This is a genomic window from Methyloceanibacter sp., assembly GCF_050999895.1.
GTDB lineage: Bacteria > Pseudomonadota > Alphaproteobacteria > Rhizobiales > Methyloligellaceae > Methyloceanibacter.
On the sequence record NZ_JBPCOU010000045.1, the window covers coordinates 18418 to 42429 of the forward strand.

Below are 24012 nucleotides of genomic sequence, written 5' to 3' on the forward strand. Positions count from 1 at the left end.
GCCCTCAGGGGTCGCTTGCCAATGTGAGGAAACAAAAGTGCCGCCACCCCAAAGGATGACGGCACGAAAGACTCCACAATGCGAACGGGAACTATGAGGTCCTCTTGTCCATCTTCTCTGCCATTTCGAGATGGCCCTTGATCACCGGCAGCGTCTTGGCGGCAAACTGCTTCACCGCGCCATTGTCGCCGTCTTCGGAATAATCCTCCAACAGGTCGACGGCCTTCGCGTGCGCGCCTTTCTGCTGATCGATATAAGTCTTGTCGAAATCTTCCGCCTTCGCCGCGTTCAGATCGTCGATCATTTTCTGATGCTTGGCGTCGAGCTGCGCCGGAAGTTTTACGTTGATCTTTTCGGCTTCGACGATCGACTTGAGCTCCGCAGTGGTCTGCGAATGCGCCTCCGTCATCTGCTGACCGAACTGCTTAACAGCGTCCGACTGACCCTTTTGAGCGGCAATCTTGCCGGCCTCGATCTCATACATGTCGCTCGTCGCTGCCTTCTGCACGAAGTCCGGCGTGCTTGGGGCGCCACAGGCGGAAACGGCAACGGTCGCGAATACGGCCAACGCGGCCACTAGGTGGGTTCTCATTATTTTGCTCCGAAATAACGGGCGGGTCCGGCCCCGGGGGCCGGGCACTAACGAAGCAGAAACCCCGGAAACAGGCGCAAAGTTCCAGCCGCAGAAGGTTTTTTCGGGAGGCTTAGTGGTCGGATCGCCGCGGCGGCTCCGCTTCGAACAAGAACTAAACGCGCCGCTCGGCCTCATCGATCCAAACCTCGATCAGGCTTGCAGTCGCGACGTCCTTCTCGTCGTAGCACAGATCGTGCGTCTCCCGCATGCTCGCGATCAACGCCTGATTATCTGAACGTAGCTCCGCGAGCATATCGAGCGGATCGACATAGTCGGCGTCATTGTCGGGAATGCGCTGTAGCCGCGCGATCTGGCCGATCGAATGCAGTTGTCGTGCCGCCGACCTTGCGGACCCGCTCGGCGATGTCGTAGGTAATGGCGAAGATCTGGTCGGCTTGCTCGTCCAGCAGCAGGTGATTCTTGGTCTTGAGGTATAGCGCTAACACGTCGGCGAGCAGCGTGTTATGCGCGCCCGTGATATCGCGCGTGGCGTTGGAGCCGAGATCGGTCGGCGTTTGCAACGGCGCCTTGCGACGCTCCTTCACATCCTTGGTCATGGGGCCTCCTAGCAGGAATGACAGCGGCAGAGCGGTCAGTATATGACAGCGGCAGAGCGGTCAGTATATAGCGAGCGTTGACCTGCGCAGTTATCCGTTTGCTATCCTCATCGTCGCATCGCGGAATGCCATCAAAGAAGGAGTCGTCATGTTCATTGCGATGAACCGGTTCAAGGTAAACATGGGATCGGAGCATGACTTCGAGCAAGTCTGGCTCACGCGAAAGACGCATCTGGAGGACGTGCCTGGATTCATGGTCTTTCACTTGCTGAAAGGACCGGAACGCGACGATCATGTGCTCTATGCGTCGCACACGCTCTGGCGTTCCGAGGCCGACTTCAAGGCCTGGACGCAATCGGAAGCCTTCCGCGCGGCGCATGGCGGCACAGGCTCGACCAAGCCTCTCTATCTCGGCCATCCCGAGTTCGAGGGCTTCAACGTGCTGCAAGAGGTAACGGCCGGCGGCGCGAGCGCGGCCGCGGAATAGGCAGGAAGTGCTTCGAGAGCCCTCTGCCCCTGACTGGCCGGCCATCCGCGCCGCACGGCAAGTTACAATCTTCAGCGAGGGTCGCGAAGCCCCCTCGGACATCAACTGGAGCGCGCGGGCGCGCGACCCCGGTGCCTGAACCTGACCTCCAACACCGCCACGACGATCAGCACGGTCGTGGCGGCAAAGCCGAGCGCGAGCGGATTTGCGATGGGCGAGAGCACAGCCGCCACGGCGAGAAGCGCGAGCCCGACAACATGCGAGAGCGGCCAACGTCCTGTAGTCGTCTGTTTAAACAAGAGATTGCCGGCGAGATAAATGGCCGGTCCGCCGAGAACGGAAAGGGCCACGCTCGGCTCCACCCGCCCCGTCGGATGGGCAAGCAGAAACTCGTCGCCGACCGCCGTGAGGACGATGCCGGTCACGATCAGCAGGTGCAGATAGGTGTAGGCCCTGCGTGCCACACGCCCCGGATCGTCGGAGTGCGGAATATGCCGGCTGCCGCGCTCGGCGCCGACGTTGAAATAAATCCACCCGCGTGACGGCGAAAACGAAAACGAGGTCGAAGAAGAGCTCGACGAAGCCGACCCGCGTCTCTTCGCCATCCTCGCGCACACGCAGGAGCGAGCCGTTCGAGTCATTGCCGCCCAGCGCCAAATCCTCCCGGCTCGTTTGCGCCGTTAACCGGAGTTCAGTGGATTAGTTGACGCGCACGACCTCGACGAGATTATCGGAGAAGGTTGGCGCGCGCCCGAGCCCGCAGAACTCCGCCGATGAGATCGAGTTCACCGACCCGTCGGAGCGGTTGAGGCTGCGCCAATAGCCCAGCGTCGCGACCACGACGCCGTCGCCGACATCCTCGGTGACGCGCGCAAGGCCTTCGAAATCGCCACGATCGTTGAAGACGCGCACGGGATCTCCCTCGCGTATGCTCCGCGCCGCCGCGTCCTTCGGACTGATGAGAACGAATTGCTCACCCTGCCCTTTGATCTTGTGCGGCTCGTTCGCATAGCACGAGTTCAAAAAGCCGTGGCTCTTCGGCGAGATGATGTTGAGCGGATAGCGCTCGGCGAGAGCGGGGTTGCTGGCTTGGCTCTCGCGAGGTGCCACATAGCCCGGCAGCGGATCGACAGCCTCACCCGACTGCATCGCCTCGTACATCATGCGGAATGGCGGCGCGACGAAGTTCTTGGCGTCCTTCACCAGGAACTCGACCTTGCCCGACGGCGTCGGGAAATTGCCGTTGGCGTGCGGTAGCCGCGTGTCGGGCGTACCGACCGCGAGGTGGAAATAGCCATGCTCGCGGAAATATTGCATGTCCACGCCGCCCATTTGCGGCGCAGTCCACTGCACGTAATGCTCGGCGAGTTCCATATCGCTCATCTTGAACTGCGCATCGTCATAGCCCATCGCGGCGGAGAGCAGACGGAAGATCTCGGCATTCGACTTCGCCTCGCCGCGAGGCTCGATCGCCTTCTCGTTAATGGTTAGATAGAAATGCCCCCAGGAGAACATCATGTCGTCGTGCTCGCCCGCCATGGTCGCGGGCAGAATGATGTCGGCGTAAGCCGCCGTATCGGTGACGAAATGCTCCGCCGTCACGAAGAACAGATCCTCCCGCGACAGGCCTTCGACGATGGTGTTGGTCTCGGGTGCCTGACTCACGGGATTGGTGTTGTAAACGTAGAGCCCCATGATTGGCGGATCGAGCTGCATGGCGCCGGTCAGCGCGCGGCCAAGCTGGAGATTGTTGACCACGCGCGTCCCCTCGCGAATGAAGTCCGGACGCGACACGCGCTGCCAGTCGATTGGGAATTCCCAGAGCGGCATCTGCAACAATCCGCCGCCGACATGGCGCCATGAGCCGGCCAGCGCCGGGATGGCGCAGACCGCGCGGATGGTCTGGCCGCCGCCGGCGTGACGCTCGAGCGCGACGCCCATGCGGATGACGGAAGGCTGGATGGTGGCGAATTCGCGGGCGAAGCGCTCCACATCGGCCGCCGGAACGCCCGTCACGTCCTCGACATAGTCAGGCGTGAACTCCGTCGCCCGCGCAGCAAGCGCGGGATAGCCGACCGTGTGCTGGTCGACCCAGCCCTGGTCGACATGGCCGCCACGGATGAGCGCCGCGATGAAGCCCATGGCGAGCGCGCCGTCGGTCCCGGGCTTCGGCGCGATGTGCCAATCGGCCTGCTTCGCGGTTCGCGAGCGATAGCTGTCGATCACGATGATTTTGGCGCCCTTCTTTTGCGCCTCGAGCACGAAGGGCCAGTGATGCAAATTGGTGGAGATCGAGTTGCAGGCCCAGATCACGATATATTTGGAATGGGTGAAGCTCTCAGGGTCCACGCCGCCGGTCGGACCCACGGTCAGGAGCCATGCGGTCGAGGAGCCCGAGGCGCAGAATGTCTTCTCGTTCACCGTCGTGCCGAGCTTGTTGAAGAAGGCGTCGCCCGCGGTCAGCCCCTGCACCAGGCCTTCATTGCCGAGATAGGAGTAAGGCATGATCGCCTGCGACCCGTGCTTGGCGATGATGTCCTTCCAGCGCGTCACGATCTCGGCGATGGCCTCGTCCCAGGAGATGCGCGCAAACTGGCGCGAGCCCTTCGGGCCTGTTCGGCGCAAGGGATACAGCACGCGGTCGGGATTGTAGTGGTGGTCGTGATAGTCCTTGAGCTTCACGCACAGCGTGCCCCTTGTCATTGGGTGCTCCTTGTTGCCCCGCACCTCGACGAGCTTGCCGTCCTCCACCTCGTAAATCATCGCGCAGGTATCGGGGCAGTCGTGCGGACAGCCGCCAAAGAACGTCTTGCGTGAAGGTAAATCATTCATGGTTGCGCCCTCTCCCATCTCACCCGCCTCGTGTCGCGGCGGCTTTGCGATAGCCTACGGGCGCGTGCGCGGATTGTCACCCGCAAGAAGGGCGTGCAGAGGCTGGTAAACAGCCGCCGGGCACCTCAATACTCAGTCTCCGGCAAGCCTGCTAAGCTGCCACCTCGATTCGCCAACGCCAACCTCCCTCCAATTGCTGCCAAATGAACAAGAAAACCCCATCCAACGACATGCCGGCGCCCAAGGAAGGGCTGTCGCGGGAGGAGGAACGCACAGTTACCAAGCGGCGGAGGCTTAGGTCCGCCGTCGTCTATGAGATCATTCGCGCTGAGGGCGAAGGCGAACTCAGGCGCAGGTTTGGCGCGCTGTGGTGGTCGGGACTCGCCGCCGGCATCTCCATCGGCTTTTCCGTCCTCGCCCAGGCATTCCTCGCAACCTATCTCGTCGACATCCCCGGGACGTCGATCATCCAGTCGCTCGGCTATTCCGTCGGCTTCCTCATCGTCATTCTGTCCCGCCAGCAGCTCTTCACTGAGAACACTTTGACGGCGGTGCTGCCCGTCATGGTGCGCAAGGAATGGCGCTGGCTGTGGGTGCTGCTGCGACTTTGGGGTATCGTACTAGCGGCCAATCTCGTCGGCTGCTTTCTGTTCGCGGCCTTCCTCGCCTTTTCCGGCGCGCTGACGGCGGACGTTGCAACCGCCGTTCGCACCGTCAGCGAGCATCTCTTAGCCAATACGCCAACCGAGATGTTCGTGAAGGGCGTCTTCGCGGGCTGGCTGATCGCCGCGCTGGTCTGGATGCTGCCGTCGGCGGAAGGCACGGAGATTTTCGTGATCACGCTGATCACCTATCTCATTGCCCTTGGCGGCTTCACCCACGTGGTCGCAGGCTCGGTCGAAGCCTTCTATCTGTGGCTCACGGGGGTGGAGACGCTCTTCCGCGTCGTCTTCGTGTTCTTCGTTCCGACCCTCTTGGGCAACCTGGCAGGCGGAACAGTCCTCTTCGCGGTCTTGAGCTACGCTCAGGTGCGCGAGGAAATCGATGAGCGCTGATGTCGGGGAAAGATCAAGCTTAGGTCGCGGCGCTGACCGGCTGTCCCTGGCGCTTGGCAACGGCGCGTTAAGCCATCATTGCTTTAAAGCGCCATGACATCGCTCAACTCGCCCCACCGTGACCCCGAGGCGGAAGTCGCACGACTAAAGCGACGCTTTCGCTCGGTATCGCGTCGCATTGAATGGCGTATCACTTGGCGAGAAATACTGTGGGGGCTGACGGTTTGTGCTGTTGTCGTTCTCGCGGCTGTCGCCGGCACGGCAGTTTTGGGATGCTTCTATAATTAGTTGGGTAAGGACGGGGGACCGTCGCGAAACAACGACCCTCTCAAGGCTGTAACGCTTGGTGCGGACGGAGGGAGTCGAACCCTCACGGGGGTTGCCCCCCTCAGGATTTTAAGTCCTGTGTGTCTACCAGTTCCACCACGTCCGCGATGCGGGGGGACCCGCGTCACCGGAGGGATGCGCCGGAACGCTCCGAAGTGCAAGAGCGCGGGAGGCCTAGCGCTTAGGTTCTGGCTTTGAGGGTTGTTCCTCTTCGGACGGCTCTTCGTCGCCGGCCTCCCCCTCCGTCAATGGCTGGCCGGGCGTTGCGTCCTCGCCCGGAAAGACCGTCTCATCCGCAAGATTTGCGTCCGCCTCGTCCTCCGCTCTCAAGCTATCCTCCGCGGACGTCGCCGCGCTTGCCGCCGCGAGCCTTTCCGACAACGGACCAAGCTCGCGCTGCCGCCGCTGGAATGCCATTTCGCCCTCGCTGACGGCCTTCGCCATGGCCTCTTTCTTGGCTGCCTTGGCGGCGCGGGCGCGGTCTTCGGCGACCTTGTCCTTCGTCACGACGGGCTGGACGGCCACCGGCCACGGCTGAGGATCGTCGCGCGAAGGCTCGGCGCGCGTCGGCCCCTCCTCCACCACAACCGGCTCGATCACGACAGGGTCGGCGGCAGTCAGGATGACCGGCTCGGGCTCCGGCGCATCGTCTCGGCGCACCTTCAGGCTCGCAAGCAGAAGGAGGAACAGCGTGAGGGCGTTGAGAAGATGCCAAGCGAAATGCGTGCCGACCTTCCTCCCGGCAATCACGACGGCGTCGCAGAGCACGAAATCAAGCGATCGCAATGCGATCGACACGGCGAAAATCGCGCCCGCCCAGAGTAGGTAGAGCGCCGCCGAATGCCGCCTCTCGCGCAGGAGCACACCGACCATGAAGAGGGCGAGCATCGCGGGCACGTAACCGAGGCTGCCGTTCAGGCACACATTTGCGTTCGTGACACCGGCGCCGGGAAAGCCGACACCGCCGTTCCAGCATCTGAACTGCATGGTGATGAAGACGATGGCGGTGAACCCAATGATCGTCAGCACCGTCCAGCCCGGCGGCACGCGCAAGAACCGGTTCACCGCAAAGCCAAGATAGACCAGCATGAAAATGCCGATGGGGACGACGTCGGCAAGCCCGCTGAGCCGGTCCGCGAACACGTGGAAGGCCGCACTGCCCAGACCGATCAGGAAGACGAGCGCGATTAGAAGAAAATGGTCTGCGCTTTGCGCGTCCTTCGGCCTGCGCAGCAACAGGAGGAGCGCGACCAAAGCCGCCAGCAGAAAGGCCACATTGGTCGCCGCGTTCAGCGGCTCTGCAAACAGAGCTTCGCTTGTCGCGCGCTCGCAATACCGAAAGACATGCTCGCTCAACGCCGTGACTCCCATCCCGTGGACGTGCGACCTAGGCCATACCGCGCACGCATGATGCCCGCGAAACGTGGCGTGAATCGCACCGGAGGGAAAATCTCAGGGTAGTATCGGGAGCACTCGAAACAGTTCGGGGCCTGAGCAGCTATTCAGGCGTAGCGCCCTCCTCGTCGGGCGCCTCCTGCTCCTCAAGCGGCAAGCCCTCCTCGCCGTCAGGCGCCATCTCGACGTCCGGTTCCACGGTAATGCCGAAGCTCTGGCGGCAGGCGTCCTCGTAATCCTCGTTGGCCATCATGAGATCTTCGAGCGTCGGGAAACTTTCCACATCCTCGTCTCGGATGTCGTCCTTATGCATCTTGCTGAGCATGTCGACATCGGCCTGGGTGGCCTTGTTCTCTTTGAGCTTCCCGCTCACGCACTCGCAAAAGGCCAGCGGTGTGGCCTTCGCCTGGCCATGGAACTCCTCGATGAGATCGGGATCCTGCGTGCATGCCGTCATGAAGCCGTCGAGCTTTACCGACATATCGGCCGCTTGCGCGCCCGCCGTACCGAGCGACAGCGCCGCAGCCGTGATGAGAGCGAGTCTGAACGAGGTCTGCATGGTTTTTTCTTCCTCCCCCAAAAAGCTACCAACCGTGTTTAACGCATTTCGGCAACGGCAAGAAATGACTCGCACTTGGGCAACACTGGGGGTGCGGCCGGCCTTGCCACCAAACGGACGAAATATTATCGCAAAACAGGGCGTTGTCGCGTCAGCTTAAGAAAGCGTCGACAAGGGGCCCGAGCCGGAATAAGGGGCTCGCCAAACGGCCGCCCGCCTAGGGCCTCAGCCCTTTAGCTTGGGCAGCGCCAGCTTGATATGCAGCTCTTTCAGCTGGTTTTCGAAGACCGGCGCTGGCGCCCCCATGAGCAGATCCTCCGCCCGCTGATTCATCGGGAACATCACCACCTCGCGCAAATTCTCGACGCCCGCGAGAAGCATCACGATGCGGTCGATGCCGGGCGCGATGCCGCCATGGGGCGGCGCACCATATTGCAGCGCCCGCAGCATGCCGCCGAACTGGGCCTCGAGCTCATTCTTGCTATAGCCGGCGATCGAGAACGCCTTCTCCATGATCTCCGGCTTGTGATTGCGGATGGCGCCGGACGAAAGCTCGACGCCGTTGCAGACCACGTCATATTGATAGGCGAGGATGTCGAGCGGGTCCTTGGTCTCCAACGCCTGGAGCTCGCCTTGCGGCATCGAGAACGGATTATGCGAGAAGTCGATCCGCCCCTGCTCCTCGTTCCACTCATACATGGGGAAGTCGACGATCCAGCACAGCGCAAATTGATTCTTGTCGATAAGATTGAGCTCGGTTCCGACCTTGGTGCGCGCACGTCCGGCGAAGTCGGCGAATTCCTGCGGGAGTCCGGCGACGAAGAAAACGCCGTCGCCGCCCTGGAGGCCGAGCTGATCGCGGATGGCCTGCGTCCGCACCGGCCCGAGATTATTCGCGATCGGGCCCTTGCCTGGCGGCTCGCCATCGCCGCCAAAGATGATGTAGCCGAGCCCCGGCTGCCCCTCGCTCTGCGCCCAGGAATTCATGCGGTCGCAAAAGGCGCGTGAGCCGCCGGTCGGCGCGGGGATCGCCCAGATGCGGGTATTCACATCCATCTCGATCATGCCCGCGAAGATCTTGAAACCTGAACCGCGGAAATGCTCGGTCGCGTCCTGCATCTCAATCGGATTGCGCAGATCCGGCTTGTCGGTGCCGTATTTCCGCATCGCCTCCGCGTAGGGGATGCGCGGAAACTTCTGCGTCACCGACTTGCCGTCGCCGAACTCCTCGAAGACGCCACGCAAAATCGGCTCAATCGCGTTGAACACGTCATCCTGCGTGACGAAGCTCATCTCCAGATCGAGCTGATAGAACTCGCCGGGCGAGCGGTCGGCCCGGGCGTCCTCGTCACGGAAACAGGGCGCGATCTGAAAGTAGCGGTCGAAGCTCGCGATCATGATCAGCTGCTTGAACTGCTGCGGTGCCTGCGGCAGGGCGTAGAACTTGCCCGGATGTACTCGCGACGGGACGAGGTAGTCGCGCGCGCCTTCCGGCGACGAGGCGGTGAGAATGGGCGTCTGAAACTCAAAGAACCCCGCCTCGCGCATGCGGCGGCGCAGCGACCAGATGATCGCCTGCCGCTTCATGATGTTCTTATGCAGCGTGTCGCGGCGAAGATCGAGGAAGCGATATTTGAGCCGCGTGTCTTCGGGGTAGTCGGGCTCGCCGAATACCGGCAGCGGCAGCTCGCGCGCCTCCGACAGCACCTCGATGCCGGAAACCGCGACCTCGACATCCCCCGTCGGCAGGTTGGGGTTGATGGTTTCCCCGACCCGCGCCACGACCTCGCCGTCGACGCGGATCACCGATTCCGGCTTGAGTTTCTCGGCAGCGGCGAAAGCCGTCGAGTTCGGGTCGATCACGCATTGGGTAAGGCCGTAATGATCGCGCAAATCGATGAAAAGGAGGCCGCCGTGGTCGCGCACGCGGTGCACCCAGCCCGACAGGCGGACCGTCTTGCCGACGTCGGATTTGCGAAGCTCGCCGCAATTATGGGTGCGATAGGCGTGCATGTTTCAGGTGATTTCGGCTTGGGAAGCAAGGCTTCTCGGTGGCCGGGTTAAGCGCATGGGAGCCCGGTTTTGTCAAGGCGACCGTCTGTCTGAAGGCTAACCGCGGAACGATCAAAGCAAGCATGGGTTTAATTCCCAAGGAGAAACGCCATGAACCGGATTGTCCGCGTCTCGCTTGTTGCTCTCAGCCTCTGTCTTGCCAGCTCCATGGCCTACGCTGTCGAGCAGGTCGCGCCGCAGGGCGAAGACCCGCCCGGCGCGGACCAGGGCCACGTGCCCCCCGGCAGCGCGCCTAACCCGAGCCTGACCGACACGCTCAAGCCCAATGCAGGGGTGATCACGCCACCGGAAACGGGCGACAGGGAGATCCACATCGACGTGCCAAACCCCGAGGCTGGCACCGATGAAGAAGTGATCAAGCCGAAGGACCTGCCATCGGCCATGCCGGAGACGGCGCCCAAATAACCGAGCGGTGGCACCGAGAGTGGTAACGCACGGCCGCGCGCATTGGCGCTCTTGGCCGAGGCCGCGGCCATGGTCTATACCCCGCTTCCATGGATCTTATCACGCGGGATGAAGAGCTCGCTGCGGTATGCGCCCGGCTGAGCGAGGCCCCCTTTATCGCCATTGATACGGAGTTTATGCGCGAGCAGACCTTCTGGCCGAAGCTCTGCCTGATTCAGCTCGCCGCCGACGGCATCGAAGCCCTGATCGATAGTCAGGCGCCGGGTCTCGATCTCCAGCCCTTCTTCGATCTGATGGTCAACGAGAAGGTCCTCAAGGTCTTCCACTCGGGCAGGCAGGACATCGAGATCGTGCATCACTTGGCCCGCGTCATTCCGCGTCCGATCTTCGATACGCAGGTGGCCGCCATGGTGTGCGGCTTCGGCGAGGCTGTCAGCTATTCAATGCTGGTGAAGCGCCTGCTCGGCCGCAACCTCGACAAGACCTCGCGCTTCACCGACTGGAGCCGGCGCCCGCTGTCGGAACGCCAGTTGACCTACGCGCTCGGCGATGTTCTGTTCTTGCGCGACCTGTACCCGAAGCTTAAGGCGCAGCTCGACCAGTCCGGCCGCGAGAGCTGGCTCGACGAGGAAATGGCGGTCCTCACAGATCCCGCCACCTATCAGCTGCATCCCGAGCAAGCCTGGAAGCGCCTCAAGATGCGCATCAAGACGCCGAAGGCGCTCGCCGTGCTCATGGAGCTTGCCGCCTGGCGCGAGCGCGAGGCGCAATCCCAAGATGTACCGCGCGCCCGCGTGTTGAAGGACGAGGCGCTTTACGACATCGCCAATCAGGCGCCGCGCACCGCCGATGATTTAGGCTCGCTGCGGACTCTGCATAACGGCTTTGCCCGCTCGCAACGCGGCCGCGCCGTGCTCGAAGCGGTATCGCGCGGTCTGGAGCGCGATCCGAAATCCATTCCCCCGATCGAGCGCGGCGAGCCGATGCCGCCGGAGGCGGCCGCCGTTGTCGATCTCCTGCGCGTTTTGTTGAAGGCAACCGCCGGCCGCCACGGCGTTGCGCCGAAACTGATCGCAACCAGCGACGAGCTGGAGCAGATCGCCCGCGACGACGATGCCGACGCGGCGGTTCTGCGCGGCTGGCGCGGAAAGCTGTTCGGCGAGGATGCGCTCGCGCTGAAACGCGGCGAGCTTGCCCTTGCCATCAAGGATGGCGAGGTCGCCGTGCTGCCGGCCGATAGACCGGGCGATCAGAGTTAGCGGCTAGAGGTCGATCTTGCTGCGCGTCGCGATGCGCACGCGGACCGTGCTACGCACATCCTCCGGAAGCTCGTCCAACGCCTTCAGCAAACCCATGAGCTGCGACCGCAGGCCGTGGATCTGATCGATGAGATTGAGCAGCACCGGCACATCCTCCTCGTCGAAGCCGAGCTCGTCCTCGAGATTGCAGATCAGTGCGGCGCGGGCGAGATCGGCCTCTGAGAAACCTTGCGCGCTCTTGTCGTCGACGGGCCGGATCCAGCCCTGCTGGACCCACACCCGCAGCCGCGTCACGGTGAGATGCTCGACCCGCGCCAACAGGTCCTGTTCGCTCAGCATCACGCCTGCTCCTTGAGCTTGCGCCGCGGATCGTAGCGATGCTTGTCGCGCCACGTCTCCGCAAAGTCTTTCAACTCCTCATCGACGCGCTCGGGCATCATGACGGAGAGCCTGACGAGCTGATCGCCGCTTTTACCCTTCGCCTTCACCCCGCGGCCCTTCAGCCGCAGCGTCTGACCCGTGTTGGAGCCCGGGGGCACGGTGGCGAACACCCGACCGCTGATCGTCGGCACCTCGACCTTGCCGCCGAGAACGGCCTCGTCGAATGTGATCGGAAGCTCGATGAGGATATCGTCGCCGTCGCGCGTGAACACGGGATGCGGTCGGACGCTGATCTCGACAAGCGCGTCGCCCGCCTCGCCGCCACCCATGCCCGGCAAGCCCTTGCCCTTGAGCCGCAGCACCTGGCCCTCGGTGGCGCCCGCCGGAAGGCTGACGTCGAGCGTGCCGCCGTCGGGGAGCGTGATGCGTTTCTTGGCGCCCTGCACCGCTTCGAGGAAATCGATCTCCAGGCGGTATTGCGCGTCGGAACCTCGCATCGAATAGCGTTGACCGCCCCCGCCCCCGCCCCCGCCACGGGCGCGGCCCCCTCGCCCAAACAGATCGCCAAAGAGATCGCTGAACTCGCCCATGTCCTCGAAGCCCGCGCTGGAACGGTAGCGCGCGCCGTCCTCGCCGCCGGCATATTCGCGGTAATAGCGCTGCTGCGGCTTCTCCTGGCCCGTGGCGTCGATCTCGCCGCGATCGTAGCGTCCGCGCTTGTCGGCATCGTTCAGGATCGAATAGGCCGCGGAGATTTCCTTGAATTTTTCTTCCGCCGTCTTGTCACCCGGATTGAGGTCCGGATGCAGCTTCTTGGCGAGCTTGCGATAAGCCTTTGTGATGTCCGCGGCGCTCGCCGTGCGGGCGACACCAAGGGTGGAGTAGAGATCCTCTGCCATCGCCTATTCTTGCGCTGAAAAGCCTTGCAGTTGGGTTGCGGTGCGGGGGGACGCTAGCGGCGTTCCCGGCCGGGCACAATGATTAGCAACACGCGGGGTCGTATCCAAGAAGGCATCCCGCGGCTGATCAACGTGCTGTGATCCTGAAGGAAATGGCCTCGCCAATCCTTTACGCGAGCCGCGTCACTGACCATATTCAGATCCAAAGCAAATTTCGCCAGGGAACGAAACAAAACGATGAAATATCTGACCCGCATCGCGACAGGACCATTCGCGCTTGCTGCCACCATGCTGCTCGCCGCCTCTCCGCTCCTCGCGCTTGAGCCGCATATGCGCGACCGGCCCAATGCAAACGATGTCGGCATCTGGAAATCTTACGCGGCTCACGGCTTGAAGGGCGAGTTGAACAATTACGATCCGATCGGGCTCATCGCCGGCGCCCTCATCCACGCCGATTGCTCGATCAACTGGGTCGATCCGGACAACGGTAAGATCTATTGTTTCGCCAGCGGCACGTCGCTTAACTATTTCCAGGATTGGCCCAAGACTTATAGCCGCCGCGCAGGCGAGGCCCTGGAGAAAATGAAAAAAGAGCATCCCGACTCATAAGCGGCGTCTCGACGGCGGACTCAGCCGGCGGCCAACTGATAGGCCGAGCCAACTTGAACCACGCCCTCGCGGTCGAGCAGTCCAGCTAGTTCCTTGAAGCGACGCTCCACACGCTCGCCCTCGAGCTTCGCGTAGGGTTCAGGCAGCGTCCAGATCAGGCGGTTGCCCTCATGCGTCACCGGCGTGTTGGGGAGAACACCGGGCAGCGCGCCTGAGACCATGTAAGCGGCCCTGAGCGCTGCGCCGACGATGCGGGCGCGTTTCACCGTCTCCTTGTCGACAAGCTCCATCAGCTTTTGGCTGAACTCGTCCTTGATGACGCCCGCGTTGCGATAATAGACGGTGAGCGCGAGAAACGCCCGGCCCGGGTGATCGACACCGACAAAGTTGCCGTGGGCGACGAGATTGAGGCTCTGCGCGCCGCGATAGTCGGGATGCGCGGCCCAGCTGATATCCGACACGAGACAGGCGGCATGCCGCAGCCGCTTCTGCTCCGGCGTCTCCTTAGGTCCTGAGCCGCGGAACAGCGCATCGGTCCAGAAACAAAGTTCGAAGGCATTGTCGAGAGAGCGGGAGCGCCGGCGCGCGAGGTCCGAGCACGCCGCGATCAGCGGATCCTTGCTGCGCTCCTCCTCGCCCAGCATGCTGTAAAGCAGGCCTTCGCGAATTCCGAGCACCGAGACGACCACCGCCCGCGGCTTCACCAGCCGCAGCAGACGTTCGAGCACGAGGGCGCCGTAAGGAACGGTCTCGCGGCGCGCGCTGGAAATGTCGCGGATGCCGGCGAGCGAGCTTTGCGATTGCTGATCGAGCAATGCCGCGAATTTGAGCGCTTCGGCGGCTTCGATGCGATAATTGTGCATGACGCTCAAGGGATAGTTGGTCTGGGTCATGTGCAGGCGCGCAAGCGCGCGCCAGGTCCCGCCGATCGTATAGAAGTCGCGGCCCTCGCCTTTGGAGAGCCAATCTATCTTAGCGAGCTCCGCCTCGACGATCTCGCGCGCCTTCTTCAGATTACCGCCGGACGCATCCATCAGCCGCAAACCGCCCAGGGGCAGCGTTGCCGCTTGCGCGATCGCACCGTCGCGCACGTCGATCAGCTCCAGGCTGCCGCCGCCAAGATCGCCCCCCAGTCCATCGGCGCGGTAGATGCCGGAGACAACGCCAAGAGCGGCGAGCTCGGCTTCCTCGGTACCGGTGAGCACCCTGATGGGCTGCTGCAAAACGCGCTCGGCCTGCTCGATGAACTCCGCGCCGTTCTCGGCCTCGCGCGCGGCTGCCGTCGCGATCACCTCGATGCGCAGGACTTCCATCTGCTCGGCCAGCGCGCGAAAGCGACGCAGCTCCCGCAGCGCACGGCGCATGCCGTCCGCGGAAAGCCTGCCCGTCGTAGCGATCGTACGGCCGAGCCCGCACAGCACCTTCTCGTTGAAGAGCGGCGTCGGGGCACGGGTCGCGCCCTCATAGACCACGAGCCGAACCGAGTTCGATCCGATGTCGATGACAGCGACCGGCTTGAGGTCGGTTCTACGCGTCATGGTCCCGCGTCGTTGCTTAGTTCGACTCGACGATACGCGTGAAGCTCGGCGGCATGTTCTCGGTGAGCGACGTGCCGCGTCCAGACAGGCTCGGATTAGTCATAAAATAATCCTGGGCACTGAACGCTTCTTTGTCGCCCGGGCGCAGCCGTTCCGAGCTTCCATCCGGCCGCACGCGCCAGCTCTGCAGATTATCCTTTAAATTCGCAACCATGATCTGATCGAGAATCTGCTCATGCACCGTCGCATTCGTGATCGGCGCCATCGCCTCGACGCGGCGATCCAGATTGCGCGGCATCATATCGGCCGAGCTGATATAGACAACCCCCTTGCGATGCGGCAGGCCGTGCCCCGCGCCAAAGCAATAGATGCGCGAATGTTCCAGGAAGCGGCCGACAATGCTCTTCACATGGATGTTCTCGGAGAGATGCGGCACGCCCGGGCGCAGGCAGCAGATACCGCGCACGACGAGGTCGATCTCGACGCCCGCCTGACTTGCCTCGTAGAGCGCGTCGATGATTTCCATGTCGACCAGCGCGTTCATCTTCATCCAGATCGCGGCCGAGCGCCCCGCCTTGGCGTGATACATTTCCTCACGGATGTGATCGAGAATGCGCGCCCTGATCCCGTGCGGCGACACCGCCATCACTTCCAGCTCCGCCGGCTCGGCGTAACCGGTGACGAAGTTGAAAACGCGCGAGACATCGTGGCCGATGGTGCGGTCGGCGGTGAAATAGGACAGATCGGTATAGATCTTGGCGGTGACCGGATGATAGTTGCCGGTCCCTACGTGACAATAGGTGACGAGGTCACCCCGCTCGCGGCGCACGATCAGGCTCAGTTTCGCATGGGTCTTGAGCTCGAGGAATCCGTACACGACCTGCACGCCAGCACTTTCCAGATCGCGCGCCCATTTGATGTTCGCCTCCTCGTCGAAGCGCGCCTTGAGCTCCACCACGGCGGTCACGGACTTGCCCGCCTCGACGGCCTCTTTCAGCGCCTCGATGATCGGCGAGGTCTTGCTCGTGCGGTAGAGCGTCCACTTGATCGCCACGACATCGGGATCGGCCGTCGCCTGCTTCAGGAATTGCAGCACGACGTCGAAGGATTCGTAGGGGTGGTGAACGAGGATGTCCTTGGCGCGGATCGCGGCGAAGCAATCGCCCTGATGCTCACGGATGCGTTCGGGGAAGCGGCTGACATAAGGCTGGAACTTCAGGTCCGCCCGGTCCGACACGATCAGCTGACTGACGTCGGGCAGTCCGATCAGGCCTTTTTGCACGAAGCTCTCGCGGTCAGTGACCTTCAGCTCCTGCATCACGAAGCGCTGGAGCCGCGGCGGCATGCTCGATTCGATCTCGAGCCGGATGACCGAGCCGCGGCGCCTGCGCTTGAGGGCCGATTCGAACAGGCGCACGAGATCTTCGGCCTCTTCCTGAACTTCGAGGTCGCTGTCGCGCAGCACGCGGAAGGCGCCCTGGCTCCTGACCCGGTAACCGGGAAAGAGCCGCGACACGAAAATGCCGACCACCGTTTCCAGTCTGATGAAACGAATATCGCTTCGATCGTCGCCGTCATGCGGCAGACGGATGAAGCGCGTAAGCTGCGGCGGGATCGGCATCAGAGCGTGCATCGTGCGCAATGAGCCCTCGCGCACGAGTTCAAGCCCAAGGGTGAAGCCGAAATTGGGGATGAACGGGAAAGGATGCGCGGGATCGACCGCGATCGGCGTCAGCACCGGGAAGATGTGGCCGAGAAAATACTCCTCGAGCCATGTGCGCTCTCTGTCGGTCAGCGCATCGGCATCGAGCAGATGGATGCCGGCCTCACCCAGCAAATTCTTCAGCGTCACCCAGCATTCCTGCTGCTCGGCCGTGAGTTCCGCCACCGAGCGGTTAATGCGGTCGAGCTGCTCGGTGGGTGTCAGTCCGTCCTGGCTCGGGGTCTCGATGCCGGCGACCACCTGGCCGCGCAGACCCGCCACGCGCACCATGTAGAATTCATCGAGGTTCGAGGCCGAGATAGAGAGGAAACGCAGCCGCTCCAGGAGCGGATGGCGCTCGTTCTCGGCCTCTTCCAGGACCCGGCGGTTAAACTGAAGCCAGGACAGCTCGCGGTTGAAAAACCGGCTTGCTCCGAAGGCGGCGACCTCCGGGCTCGGACCTGAGCTCTCAATCTTTTCTTGTAAGCTCAATGAAAACCTCGGGACTCTGGAATATGAGCATGCGTCGGAGCCGCTCGCGACCTGCAAATCTACCCTGCAAACTGTATCACTACCGTTACGCTTCGCGCCAATGGGCCAGCCGATTTAATCCCGCCCCGGGACCCCGACAGCTCCAAGCGCCTCGGCGACCACCTGCCGGGTGATCTTGCGCCCAGTAGCGAGCGCGTGGCGGTCCACGGCATCGACCGCGACGGATGCAGCCTCGAGCGAGCGTTCGATGTGCAGCGCGAGAAAATCGAGCACCTTCGGATCGATCGGAAGCTGACGATCGGAGAAATGCTTTAGCATCACCGTCTTCAGCAGCGCGTCATCGGCAACCCCGATGTCGACCGCGGGCAGCGCATTCAAGCGGGACAAGAGATCTGGGAGCGCGCAGCCCCAGCGGCTCGACGCCGCGCGCGCGGTGATGAGCACGAACAGCCGCTTCTCGCGCGCCAGGTTGATGAGATGGAACAGCGCCTTCTCGTCATAGGCGGCACGGTCGGCATCCTCGACCACCAGCGCGCTGCCCTCGGCTAAGGCGTCGATCGCGCCGATGTCGAGGCTTTCGCTCTCGACCGAACGCGCGCCCGACAGGGCCTGCCAGACGCGGGCAAGATGCGTCTTGCCGCTTGATGCAGGTCCGATCAGCAGCTGCACCGGATCGCTCCAGTCCGGCCAGGAATCGATCAGCCGGACGGCCGCGAGATTGCAATCGCTGACAAGGAAGTCTTCCGCGCCGTGCGCGGCGCGATGCGGCAGATCCAGCGTGAGCTGCTCAAGTGTCACGAAGCCCTGACCCGCGAGCGCTGCGATGCTCTGAGCTTGACCGGTTTCGCGGCCGGCTGCGACGCGGATGGCACGGCCTCGGCGCCGGCCATATGCCACAGCCAACCCCAGAAATACGCCGCCGCGGAAAGAATGGTCAGGGTGCCCGTCACCCAGACCAAGAGCCACACAATCTCCCCCAGTCCGAGCCCGAGGCCAAGCTCCGCAAGCACGAGGCCGGCGAGAATGATCTGCGAGAAGGTGTTGACCTTGCTGATGAGGAGCGGCTGCATGGCGATCGGCCGCGACATCATCCAAGACAGCAACACGGCGCCGACGATGAGGATGTCGCGGCTGACCACCGCGATCACGAGCCACAGCGGCAAATGTCCCGCGAAGCCCAAGGTGACATAGATGCTGACCAGCAGCGCCTTGTCCGCGATCGGATCGAGATAGGCGCCGAGCTCGGTGTGCCAGTTGAAGCGCTTGGCGAGGAACCCGTCGAGCGCGTCGGAGACGCCAGCAAGCAGGAAGATTAGGAAAGCAGCCAGCATCTCGTGGCTGATAATCAGCCACACCAACAGCGGCACGAGCACGATGCGCCCGAGCGTGAGGCTGTTGGGGACATTCACGCGCGCTCCTCCGCCTGATCGCCCGGCGTTGGACCGCCAGCTTGGGTTTGTCTGTTTAAATAGCAGATTCCAGGGGTCACGGGTGAAGTCTCGACCTTAGCGCGAACGCAACACGAACGTGCCGTCGCGATCGTCCATGAAAAACCCGCTGCCGCCAAGCTCCCTTTGCAGGCGGCCAAGCGAGCCGGCGTAGTCGAAGGTAATCGAGGCCGTCCGCGCCGAGAGCGAATTGACCTCCAATGCCTCGAGCCCCGGAACATTCATGAGCCTCGCGCGGATGTCTTGCCAATCCTTCAGCCCTGAAAATTCCACCAGCGCCACAACGTTGCGCGGCACCTCTCCGGGCGCTGCAGGGCTTGCTTGCGGGGCGGGCCCCTCTTCCTGACGGACCTCCGTCGGTGCGGCCACGTCCGATTGCATCACCTTCCATCGGTTCTCAAGGACGCCAAAGGCGATCTCCGCCGCCTCGCGCGCAACGGCTTTGGGGCTCTGCCCTTGCATTGTCTGCGCGCGGCTGAAATTGAGTTCGCCGACGCTGTCGGTGCCCACCAGCCGCGTCACGAACTTGCCGTCGGCGACCTGACCCGCGGCGATCACGAACGGCCCATCCCCGTACTGGCTTTGCAGCGAAGCGAGAGCGCTCTTGTCGCCGGCCAGGACGGCGTTCGCGTTTTGCACGGTGAAATCCGGACGCGGGTTGACGATGGTCGCAGGCGTCATGCTGTGGGACAGATCGAGATCCGCCCAGGCCTCGCGCCAGCCTTCCGCGCCGCTACTCGTAACGCTGTCCTTTCCGATGACGATCGGCAGCAGGCTGATGGAGGGCGCCCGCGCCTCGCTGAAGCCGACGCCATAGCTTTGCAACAGTTGCGTCACGCCCTGGCTGCTGAAGCTGACATCGAGCGAGGCGATGTAGCGCGTGGTGGAATATTGCTCGCTGCGAATGGAGACGCCCGTCACCAGCGCCGACACGTTATCCTTCGCGAGCACAGGCAACTGCGCGTAGGCGCTCAATGGCACGAGGCGCTTCAGCACCACGCGCAGCGCGCGCTCTTCCGCTTCGGCCATGCCCTTCTCTTTTGCGGCGACCGCATCCTTGGCCGTCGTGTCGATCGAGACCTTTGCGACGTCGAACAGGCTCTCCGCGGCGTGCGCGCTCCCCGCGAGGGACGGAACGGCAAGGACCGCAAATACGAGGAGGGTGAAACCGCGTCCCCACTCCCGCGCCTGGGACGCGGCCAACGACGCAATACGAGCAAACCTCATGCTTCCGCGTCCAAATCAAATACCTCTCGTCTGAAGAAGATCACCGTAACAGGCTGAATATGGCGCCTGCACGACCGGCCTTCAGCCTTGACGGGGGCGATTGTTATGCCAAAACGCCTGTACTTCCAGCCTGAGGGCGAGCATTGCCCGCAAAATCCAAAGAACAAGCCGCAGTGACCTATCGCGACGCCGGCGTCGATATCGATGCTGGCAGCGCCCTGGTCGATGCGATCCGCCCGCTCTCCAAGAAGACCCTGCGCAGCGGCGTTCTGGGCGGCATAGGCGGTTTTGGCGGCCTGTTCGACCTCAAGGCCTGCGGCTTTATCGACCCCATCCTGGTCGCTGCGACCGACGGCGTCGGCACCAAGCTTAAGCTCGCCATCGAGACCGGCGAGCACAGGGGCATCGGCATCGACCTCGTCGCCATGAACGTGAACGATATCGTGGTGCAAGGTGCAGAGCCGCTGTTCTTCCTCGACTACTTTGCGTGCGGCAAGCTCGACATTACCGTCGCCGCGACGGTGATCGGCAGCATTGCCGAAGGCTGCAAAGAAGCGGGCTGCGCACTGATTGGCGGCGAGACCGCCGAGATGCCCGGCCTCTATGGCGAAGGCGAGTATGATCTCGCAGGCTTTGCCGTCGGCGGTGCGGAGCGGTCCCAACTCCTGCCCCGAAAAGACATCGCCGAAGGCGACGTGATCCTCGCTTTGCCCTCGTCCGGTGTCCACGCCAACGGTTTCTCCTTGGTGCGCCGCGTCGTGACGCAGTCCGGCCTGCGCTGGGACGACCCCGCGCCCTTCGCGCCCGGCCAGCCCCTCGGCGAGGCTTTGCTCACCCCGACGCGCATCTATGTCCGCCAGATCCTTGAAACGATTCGTGTAACTGGGGCCGTCAAAGCGCTCGCCCACATCACCGGCGGCGGTCTGACCGATAACATTCCGCGCGTGCTCCCGGCCGAGCTTGCCGCAGAGATCGATCTTGGCGCGTTCGCGCTGCCGCCGGTCTTCGCCTGGCTGCAAGAGGAAGCAAACCTCGATCCAAAAGAGATGTTGCGAACGTTCAACTGCGGCATCGGCATGATCGTCGTCGTCACGTCCGGAGACGCGAAGCGCGTGCGGCAACATCTCGGCGAGGAAGCGCTCCTCATCGGGGCGATGGTCTCCCGCGGGAGAGGCGACGCCATTCGCTACAGAGGCGAGCTGGCTTGGAGCGCGTCGTGACGAAGAAGCGGGTCGGCGTCCTCATTTCCGGCCGCGGCTCCAATCTTCAAGCATTGATCGACGCCTGCGGCGCCCCCGACTTCCCGGCGAAGATCGTCCTCGTCGTGTCCAATGTGCCCGAGGCCCAAGGTTTGGTCCGCGCCGAACTCGCCGGTATCCCCACGGCCGCCATCAATCACAAGGATTATCCTTCGCGTGAAGCCTTCGCTGCGGCGCTCGATCAAGCCTTGCACTCCGAGGAGGTCGAGCTCCTCTGCAATGCCGGGTTCTTGCGGCTGCACACCGAGGGCTTTGTCACGAACTGGCTCAACCGCCATCTCAACATTCACCCCTCGCTGCTGCCCGCCTTTAAGGGCCTCGACACTCATAGAAGGGTTTTGGAGGCCGGGGTTACGATCACCGGTTGCTCCGTGCATTTCGTTCGTTGCGAAATGGATTCCGGCCCAATCGTGGCCCAGGCGGCGGTTGCCGTTCAGCCAGGCGATTCGGAAGAATCCTTAAGCGCCCGCGTGCTACAGGCCGAACATCATCTCTACCCGCATGCCCTTAAGCTGGTTGCCGGGGGAATCCTCCGTGTGCAGGGCGAATCTGTGGTTGGAAGGACACATCCCCAGGCCCAACCCCCGCTTTTCTCGCCGCCGCTGGACTGACCCTTTGATTGAAAACTGTTAACGCCCGCAAGCTCAGCCACTGGACGAGACGGCATGTCGCACCACAAGATACAGGCGTGCCGAATATGGACAATGCAGCTGGCCAGGTGCTACAGACTGGCTTAATTCGAAACGATCTTCCGCCCGGGTGCCGCGCATCGGACCCTGCCAGCGCGGAATCCGCTCCCACGGCTTGGCGGACGGCCGCGGGGTCACCACCCGACGGTGCTGCCACAGACCCGGGACCCAGAGGGAAGGCGTAGATGGCCGACATGACTGTCGCCTATTCTCCATCACACGGACTAGGCGAAGAACAAAGCGTTTGGTTCAAGCTCACGCCGCTCCTGAACCAGGAGAACCCCATGCAGGTTCTCATGGCGTTGAGCGACAAGTATGGTGGTGTGATCCCCATCAATCTCAGGAACCAGCGCATCGTCCTGTTGAGCGAGCCTGCCCATGCGCAGCGCGTGCTGGTGGACAACGCCGACAACTACACAAAATATTTCGACGGTCTCCGCCCGATCTTCGGCCGAAGCATGATCACCATAGATGGCGCGCTGTGGCAGAAGATTCGCTCGCCGCAGCAGGCTGCCTTTCATCCCAACATGTTCGAGGAGTACTTCCCCTATCTCATGTCCGCCATCGATTCCAAGATGGCGCGCTGGGGCAAGTTCGCTTCAACCGGCGAGACGATCGAGATGGTCGAAGAGACCTGGACGCTCGCCGCCGAGATGGTGTGCAAGGCGCTGTTCGATCGGGAAATGCCGTTCAACCCGCATTTCATCTTCAAGCAGGTCAAGACCTACACGAACGTCATGAACCACAAGTCGATCCGCCTAAAGAACGTGCGCGGCGAGCTGATCGAGATGACGGGCGAAGACGCCTCCAAGGCGATGGAAGTGTGGGGCTCAATTCCCGATATGGTCATTGGCGCCAACGTCATTGACCATCGCGAGCGTACCTTGCTCAAGATGCTCGAGAATGCCGAGGCCGATCCGAACTTCCCGGAATTCGATCGCCAGCAGGTGATCGATGAGATGAAGCAATATCTCTGGGCGGGCACCGAGACCACGGCGCTCACGCTCGCCTGGTCGCTCTATCTCTTGTCGCAGCATCCTGAAGCGATGGAGCGCATCAGAGCAGAGGCGCGTAGCGTCTGCGGCGATCGCAACCCCGAATGGCAGGAGGTGCAGCAGCTCTCCTACACCCGCATGGTGATTCAGGAGACCATGCGTCTGTTCCCGCCGATTTGGGCGCTGATCCGCATCGCCGCTGACGACGACGAGATCGAAGGCCGCAAGATCAAGGCCGGCGACAAGGTGGTGATCCTCACTTACATCGCCCATCACAGCCCCAAATATTGGGATGATCCGGAGAAGTTCGATCCCGAGCGCTTCGCTCCGGAACGCGCCAAGAAGCGCGTTAAGTACAGCTATCTGCCCTTTGCCGCGGGCAAACGCTCCTGCATCGGCGGCGCGCTGTCGCAGATTGAGAACACGTTGGCGTTGGTGCAATTGCTGCGCCGCTTCACCCCGGAATATGTCGGGCCGGTGCCGGCGAAAATCCACGCCACCGTCACGCTCTCGCCCAAGGGCGGGCTGCCGTTCCGCATCCGCGCGCTCAGCTAACTCCCGGCCGCAACCCTTACGCCCACGCGTTCGGCGCCCAGCACGCTATGGATCTGCGCGACCACGGCAGCGCCCTCGCCGACCGCCGCCGCCACGCGCTTTGTCGAACCCGCACGCACATCGCCAATGGCGAAAACCCCGGGGTGGCTCGTTTCAAGCGGCAATGCGGGACGCCCTTCGGCATTTGTCGCGCCGCACGTTCCGCCCGTGACGACGAAACCCTTCGCATCCACATCCACGCAATGTTCGAGCCAGGACGCATTTGGGTTGGCACCGATAAATAAAAACAGATGACGCAAGGGCATCGTGCAGGTCTCGCCGCTTGCGCGATTGCGGAATGTCGCCGAGGTCAGCCCCCGGGCCTCGTCGCCCGCGAGCGAAACGATCTCAGTGCCGGTATGGATCTCGACATTGGGAAACGCCGCGATCCGGTCGATGAGATATTTCGACATCGACGCTTCCAAGCCGGGCCCCCGCACCACGAGATGCAAACGCTTCACCTTGGGCGCAAGGTAGACGACAGCCTGGCCTGCGGAGTTGCCGCCGCCCACGAGCGCGATCTCCTGGCCTTCGCAGAGCTTGGCTTCGACCGGGGAGGCCCAATATGAAACCCCGCCCCCCTCCAAAGCCAAAAG

22 protein-coding genes, 1 tRNA gene and 1 pseudogene are annotated in these 24012 nt (G+C 62.8%); 8 read left to right on the forward strand and 16 right to left on the reverse strand.

Annotated features, from left to right (window positions below):
- Window positions 1-91: 91 nt before the first annotated feature.
- Both ACR2J1_RS04485 and ACR2J1_RS04490 read right to left on the reverse strand, forming a co-directional pair.
- Window positions 92-592, reverse strand: a complete 501-nt coding sequence (locus ACR2J1_RS04485) for a DUF4142 domain-containing protein (protein WP_434018144.1) — start codon at window positions 590-592, stop codon at window positions 92-94.
- A 154-nt stretch (window positions 593-746) separates the two neighbouring features.
- Window positions 747-1191 (reverse strand): annotated as a pseudogene (locus tag ACR2J1_RS04490) (Dps family protein).
- 148 nt (window positions 1192-1339) lie between these two features.
- Between ACR2J1_RS04490 and ACR2J1_RS04495 the strand changes: the two are divergent.
- Entirely contained in the window at window positions 1340-1678 is a 339-nt protein-coding gene (locus ACR2J1_RS04495) for an antibiotic biosynthesis monooxygenase family protein (RefSeq protein ID WP_434018145.1), read from the forward strand.
- Between the two features lie 101 nt (window positions 1679-1779).
- Here ACR2J1_RS04495 and ACR2J1_RS04500 read toward each other — a convergent pair whose 3' ends face one another.
- Together ACR2J1_RS04500 and ACR2J1_RS04505 are read right to left on the reverse strand one after the other, a co-directional pair.
- Complete coding sequence (locus tag ACR2J1_RS04500; protein WP_434018146.1) at window positions 1780-2319, reverse strand: low temperature requirement protein A; 540 nt, start codon at window positions 2317-2319, stop codon at window positions 1780-1782.
- Window positions 2320-2377: 58 nt separating this feature from the next.
- A complete protein-coding gene (locus ACR2J1_RS04505) occupies window positions 2378-4510 on the reverse strand; it encodes a molybdopterin-containing oxidoreductase family protein (RefSeq protein WP_434018147.1) in 2133 nt (710 codons plus the stop codon).
- A 203-nt stretch (window positions 4511-4713) separates the two neighbouring features.
- Between ACR2J1_RS04505 and ACR2J1_RS04510 the strand changes: the two genes are divergently transcribed.
- On the forward strand, window positions 4714-5565 hold the full coding sequence (locus tag ACR2J1_RS04510; protein ID WP_434018148.1) for a formate/nitrite transporter family protein: 852 nt from the start codon (window positions 4714-4716) through the stop codon (window positions 5563-5565).
- 344 nt (window positions 5566-5909) lie between these two features.
- On the opposite strand, the gene ACR2J1_RS04515 is transcribed toward ACR2J1_RS04510, so the two are convergent.
- The 4 genes from ACR2J1_RS04515 to aspS form a co-directional block, all read right to left on the reverse strand.
- A tRNA-Leu gene (locus tag ACR2J1_RS04515) sits at window positions 5910-5998 on the reverse strand.
- 68 nt (window positions 5999-6066) lie between these two features.
- On the reverse strand, window positions 6067-7248 hold the full coding sequence (locus tag ACR2J1_RS04520) for a ceramidase domain-containing protein (protein WP_434018149.1): 1182 nt from the start codon (window positions 7246-7248) through the stop codon (window positions 6067-6069).
- A gap of 142 nt (window positions 7249-7390) precedes the next feature.
- Window positions 7391-7846: a hypothetical protein gene (locus ACR2J1_RS04525; RefSeq protein ID WP_434018150.1), complete on the reverse strand. Its 456-nt coding sequence runs from the start codon at window positions 7844-7846 to the stop codon at window positions 7391-7393.
- 225 nt (window positions 7847-8071) lie between these two features.
- Window positions 8072-9859, reverse strand: a complete 1788-nt coding sequence (gene aspS, locus ACR2J1_RS04530) for an aspartate--tRNA ligase (RefSeq protein WP_434018151.1) — start codon at window positions 9857-9859, stop codon at window positions 8072-8074.
- A gap of 150 nt (window positions 9860-10009) precedes the next feature.
- Between aspS and ACR2J1_RS04535 the strand changes: the two genes are divergently transcribed.
- Both ACR2J1_RS04535 and rnd read left to right on the forward strand, forming a co-directional pair.
- Complete coding sequence (locus ACR2J1_RS04535; protein ID WP_434018152.1) at window positions 10010-10324, forward strand: hypothetical protein; 315 nt, start codon at window positions 10010-10012, stop codon at window positions 10322-10324.
- A gap of 89 nt (window positions 10325-10413) precedes the next feature.
- Complete coding sequence (rnd, locus tag ACR2J1_RS04540; protein WP_434018153.1) at window positions 10414-11583, forward strand: ribonuclease D; 1170 nt, start codon at window positions 10414-10416, stop codon at window positions 11581-11583.
- Window positions 11584-11586: 3 nt separating this feature from the next.
- Here the strand turns inward: rnd and ACR2J1_RS04545 are convergent, their stop codons facing one another.
- Both ACR2J1_RS04545 and ACR2J1_RS04550 read right to left on the reverse strand, forming a co-directional pair.
- Complete coding sequence (locus ACR2J1_RS04545) at window positions 11587-11922, reverse strand: hypothetical protein (RefSeq protein ID WP_434018154.1); 336 nt, start codon at window positions 11920-11922, stop codon at window positions 11587-11589.
- Window positions 11922-12863 (reverse strand): DnaJ C-terminal domain-containing protein, encoded by a 942-nt coding sequence (locus tag ACR2J1_RS04550; RefSeq protein WP_434018155.1) that lies wholly within the window; start codon window positions 12861-12863, stop codon window positions 11922-11924. Before ACR2J1_RS04550 ends, ACR2J1_RS04545 begins: the two co-directional genes overlap by 1 nt.
- 237 nt (window positions 12864-13100) lie before the next feature.
- Between ACR2J1_RS04550 and ACR2J1_RS04555 the strand changes: the two genes are divergently transcribed.
- Window positions 13101-13472 carry a hypothetical protein gene (locus ACR2J1_RS04555; protein WP_434018156.1) on the forward strand — a complete coding sequence of 124 codons (372 nt, stop codon included), beginning with the start codon at window positions 13101-13103 and terminating at the stop codon, window positions 13470-13472.
- 20 nt (window positions 13473-13492) lie between these two features.
- Here the strand turns inward: ACR2J1_RS04555 and ppx are convergent, their stop codons facing one another.
- From ppx to ACR2J1_RS04580, 5 genes are all read right to left on the reverse strand, one after another.
- Window positions 13493-15010 carry an exopolyphosphatase gene (gene ppx, locus ACR2J1_RS04560; protein ID WP_434018157.1) on the reverse strand — a complete coding sequence of 506 codons (1518 nt, stop codon included), beginning with the start codon at window positions 15008-15010 and terminating at the stop codon, window positions 13493-13495.
- A 16-nt stretch (window positions 15011-15026) separates the two neighbouring features.
- On the reverse strand, window positions 15027-17204 hold the full coding sequence (locus ACR2J1_RS04565) for an RNA degradosome polyphosphate kinase (protein WP_434018158.1): 2178 nt from the start codon (window positions 17202-17204) through the stop codon (window positions 15027-15029).
- A gap of 114 nt (window positions 17205-17318) precedes the next feature.
- Complete coding sequence (locus ACR2J1_RS04570; RefSeq protein WP_434018159.1) at window positions 17319-18002, reverse strand: hypothetical protein; 684 nt, start codon at window positions 18000-18002, stop codon at window positions 17319-17321.
- Window positions 17999-18613 carry a CDP-alcohol phosphatidyltransferase family protein gene (locus tag ACR2J1_RS04575; protein ID WP_434018160.1) on the reverse strand — a complete coding sequence of 205 codons (615 nt, stop codon included), beginning with the start codon at window positions 18611-18613 and terminating at the stop codon, window positions 17999-18001. Before ACR2J1_RS04575 ends, ACR2J1_RS04570 begins: the two co-directional genes overlap by 4 nt.
- 96 nt (window positions 18614-18709) lie before the next feature.
- On the reverse strand, window positions 18710-19879 hold the full coding sequence (locus tag ACR2J1_RS04580) for a DUF2066 domain-containing protein (RefSeq protein ID WP_434018161.1): 1170 nt from the start codon (window positions 19877-19879) through the stop codon (window positions 18710-18712).
- 173 nt (window positions 19880-20052) lie between these two features.
- On the opposite strand from ACR2J1_RS04580, the gene purM reads away from it, so the two are divergent.
- The 3 genes from purM (at window position 20053) to ACR2J1_RS04595 (ending at window position 23377) form a co-directional block, all read left to right on the forward strand.
- The gene (gene purM / locus ACR2J1_RS04585; protein WP_434018162.1) at window positions 20053-21099 is read left to right on the forward strand and encodes a phosphoribosylformylglycinamidine cyclo-ligase; all 1047 of its coding nucleotides are present in this window, start codon (window positions 20053-20055) and stop codon (window positions 21097-21099) included.
- Window positions 21096-21749: a phosphoribosylglycinamide formyltransferase gene (gene purN / locus ACR2J1_RS04590; RefSeq protein WP_434018163.1), complete on the forward strand. Its 654-nt coding sequence runs from the start codon at window positions 21096-21098 to the stop codon at window positions 21747-21749. The genes purM and purN overlap by 4 nt, the downstream gene beginning before the upstream one ends.
- 263 nt (window positions 21750-22012) lie before the next feature.
- Entirely contained in the window at window positions 22013-23377 is a 1365-nt protein-coding gene (locus tag ACR2J1_RS04595) for a cytochrome P450 (protein WP_434018164.1), read from the forward strand.
- Here the strand turns inward: ACR2J1_RS04595 and ACR2J1_RS04600 are convergent.
- Window positions 23374-24012, reverse strand: a 639-nt coding sequence (locus tag ACR2J1_RS04600) for an NAD(P)/FAD-dependent oxidoreductase (RefSeq protein WP_434018165.1), incomplete at its 5' end; no start/stop codon positions are given. The two genes, ACR2J1_RS04595 and ACR2J1_RS04600, sit on opposite strands and share 4 nt — an antisense overlap.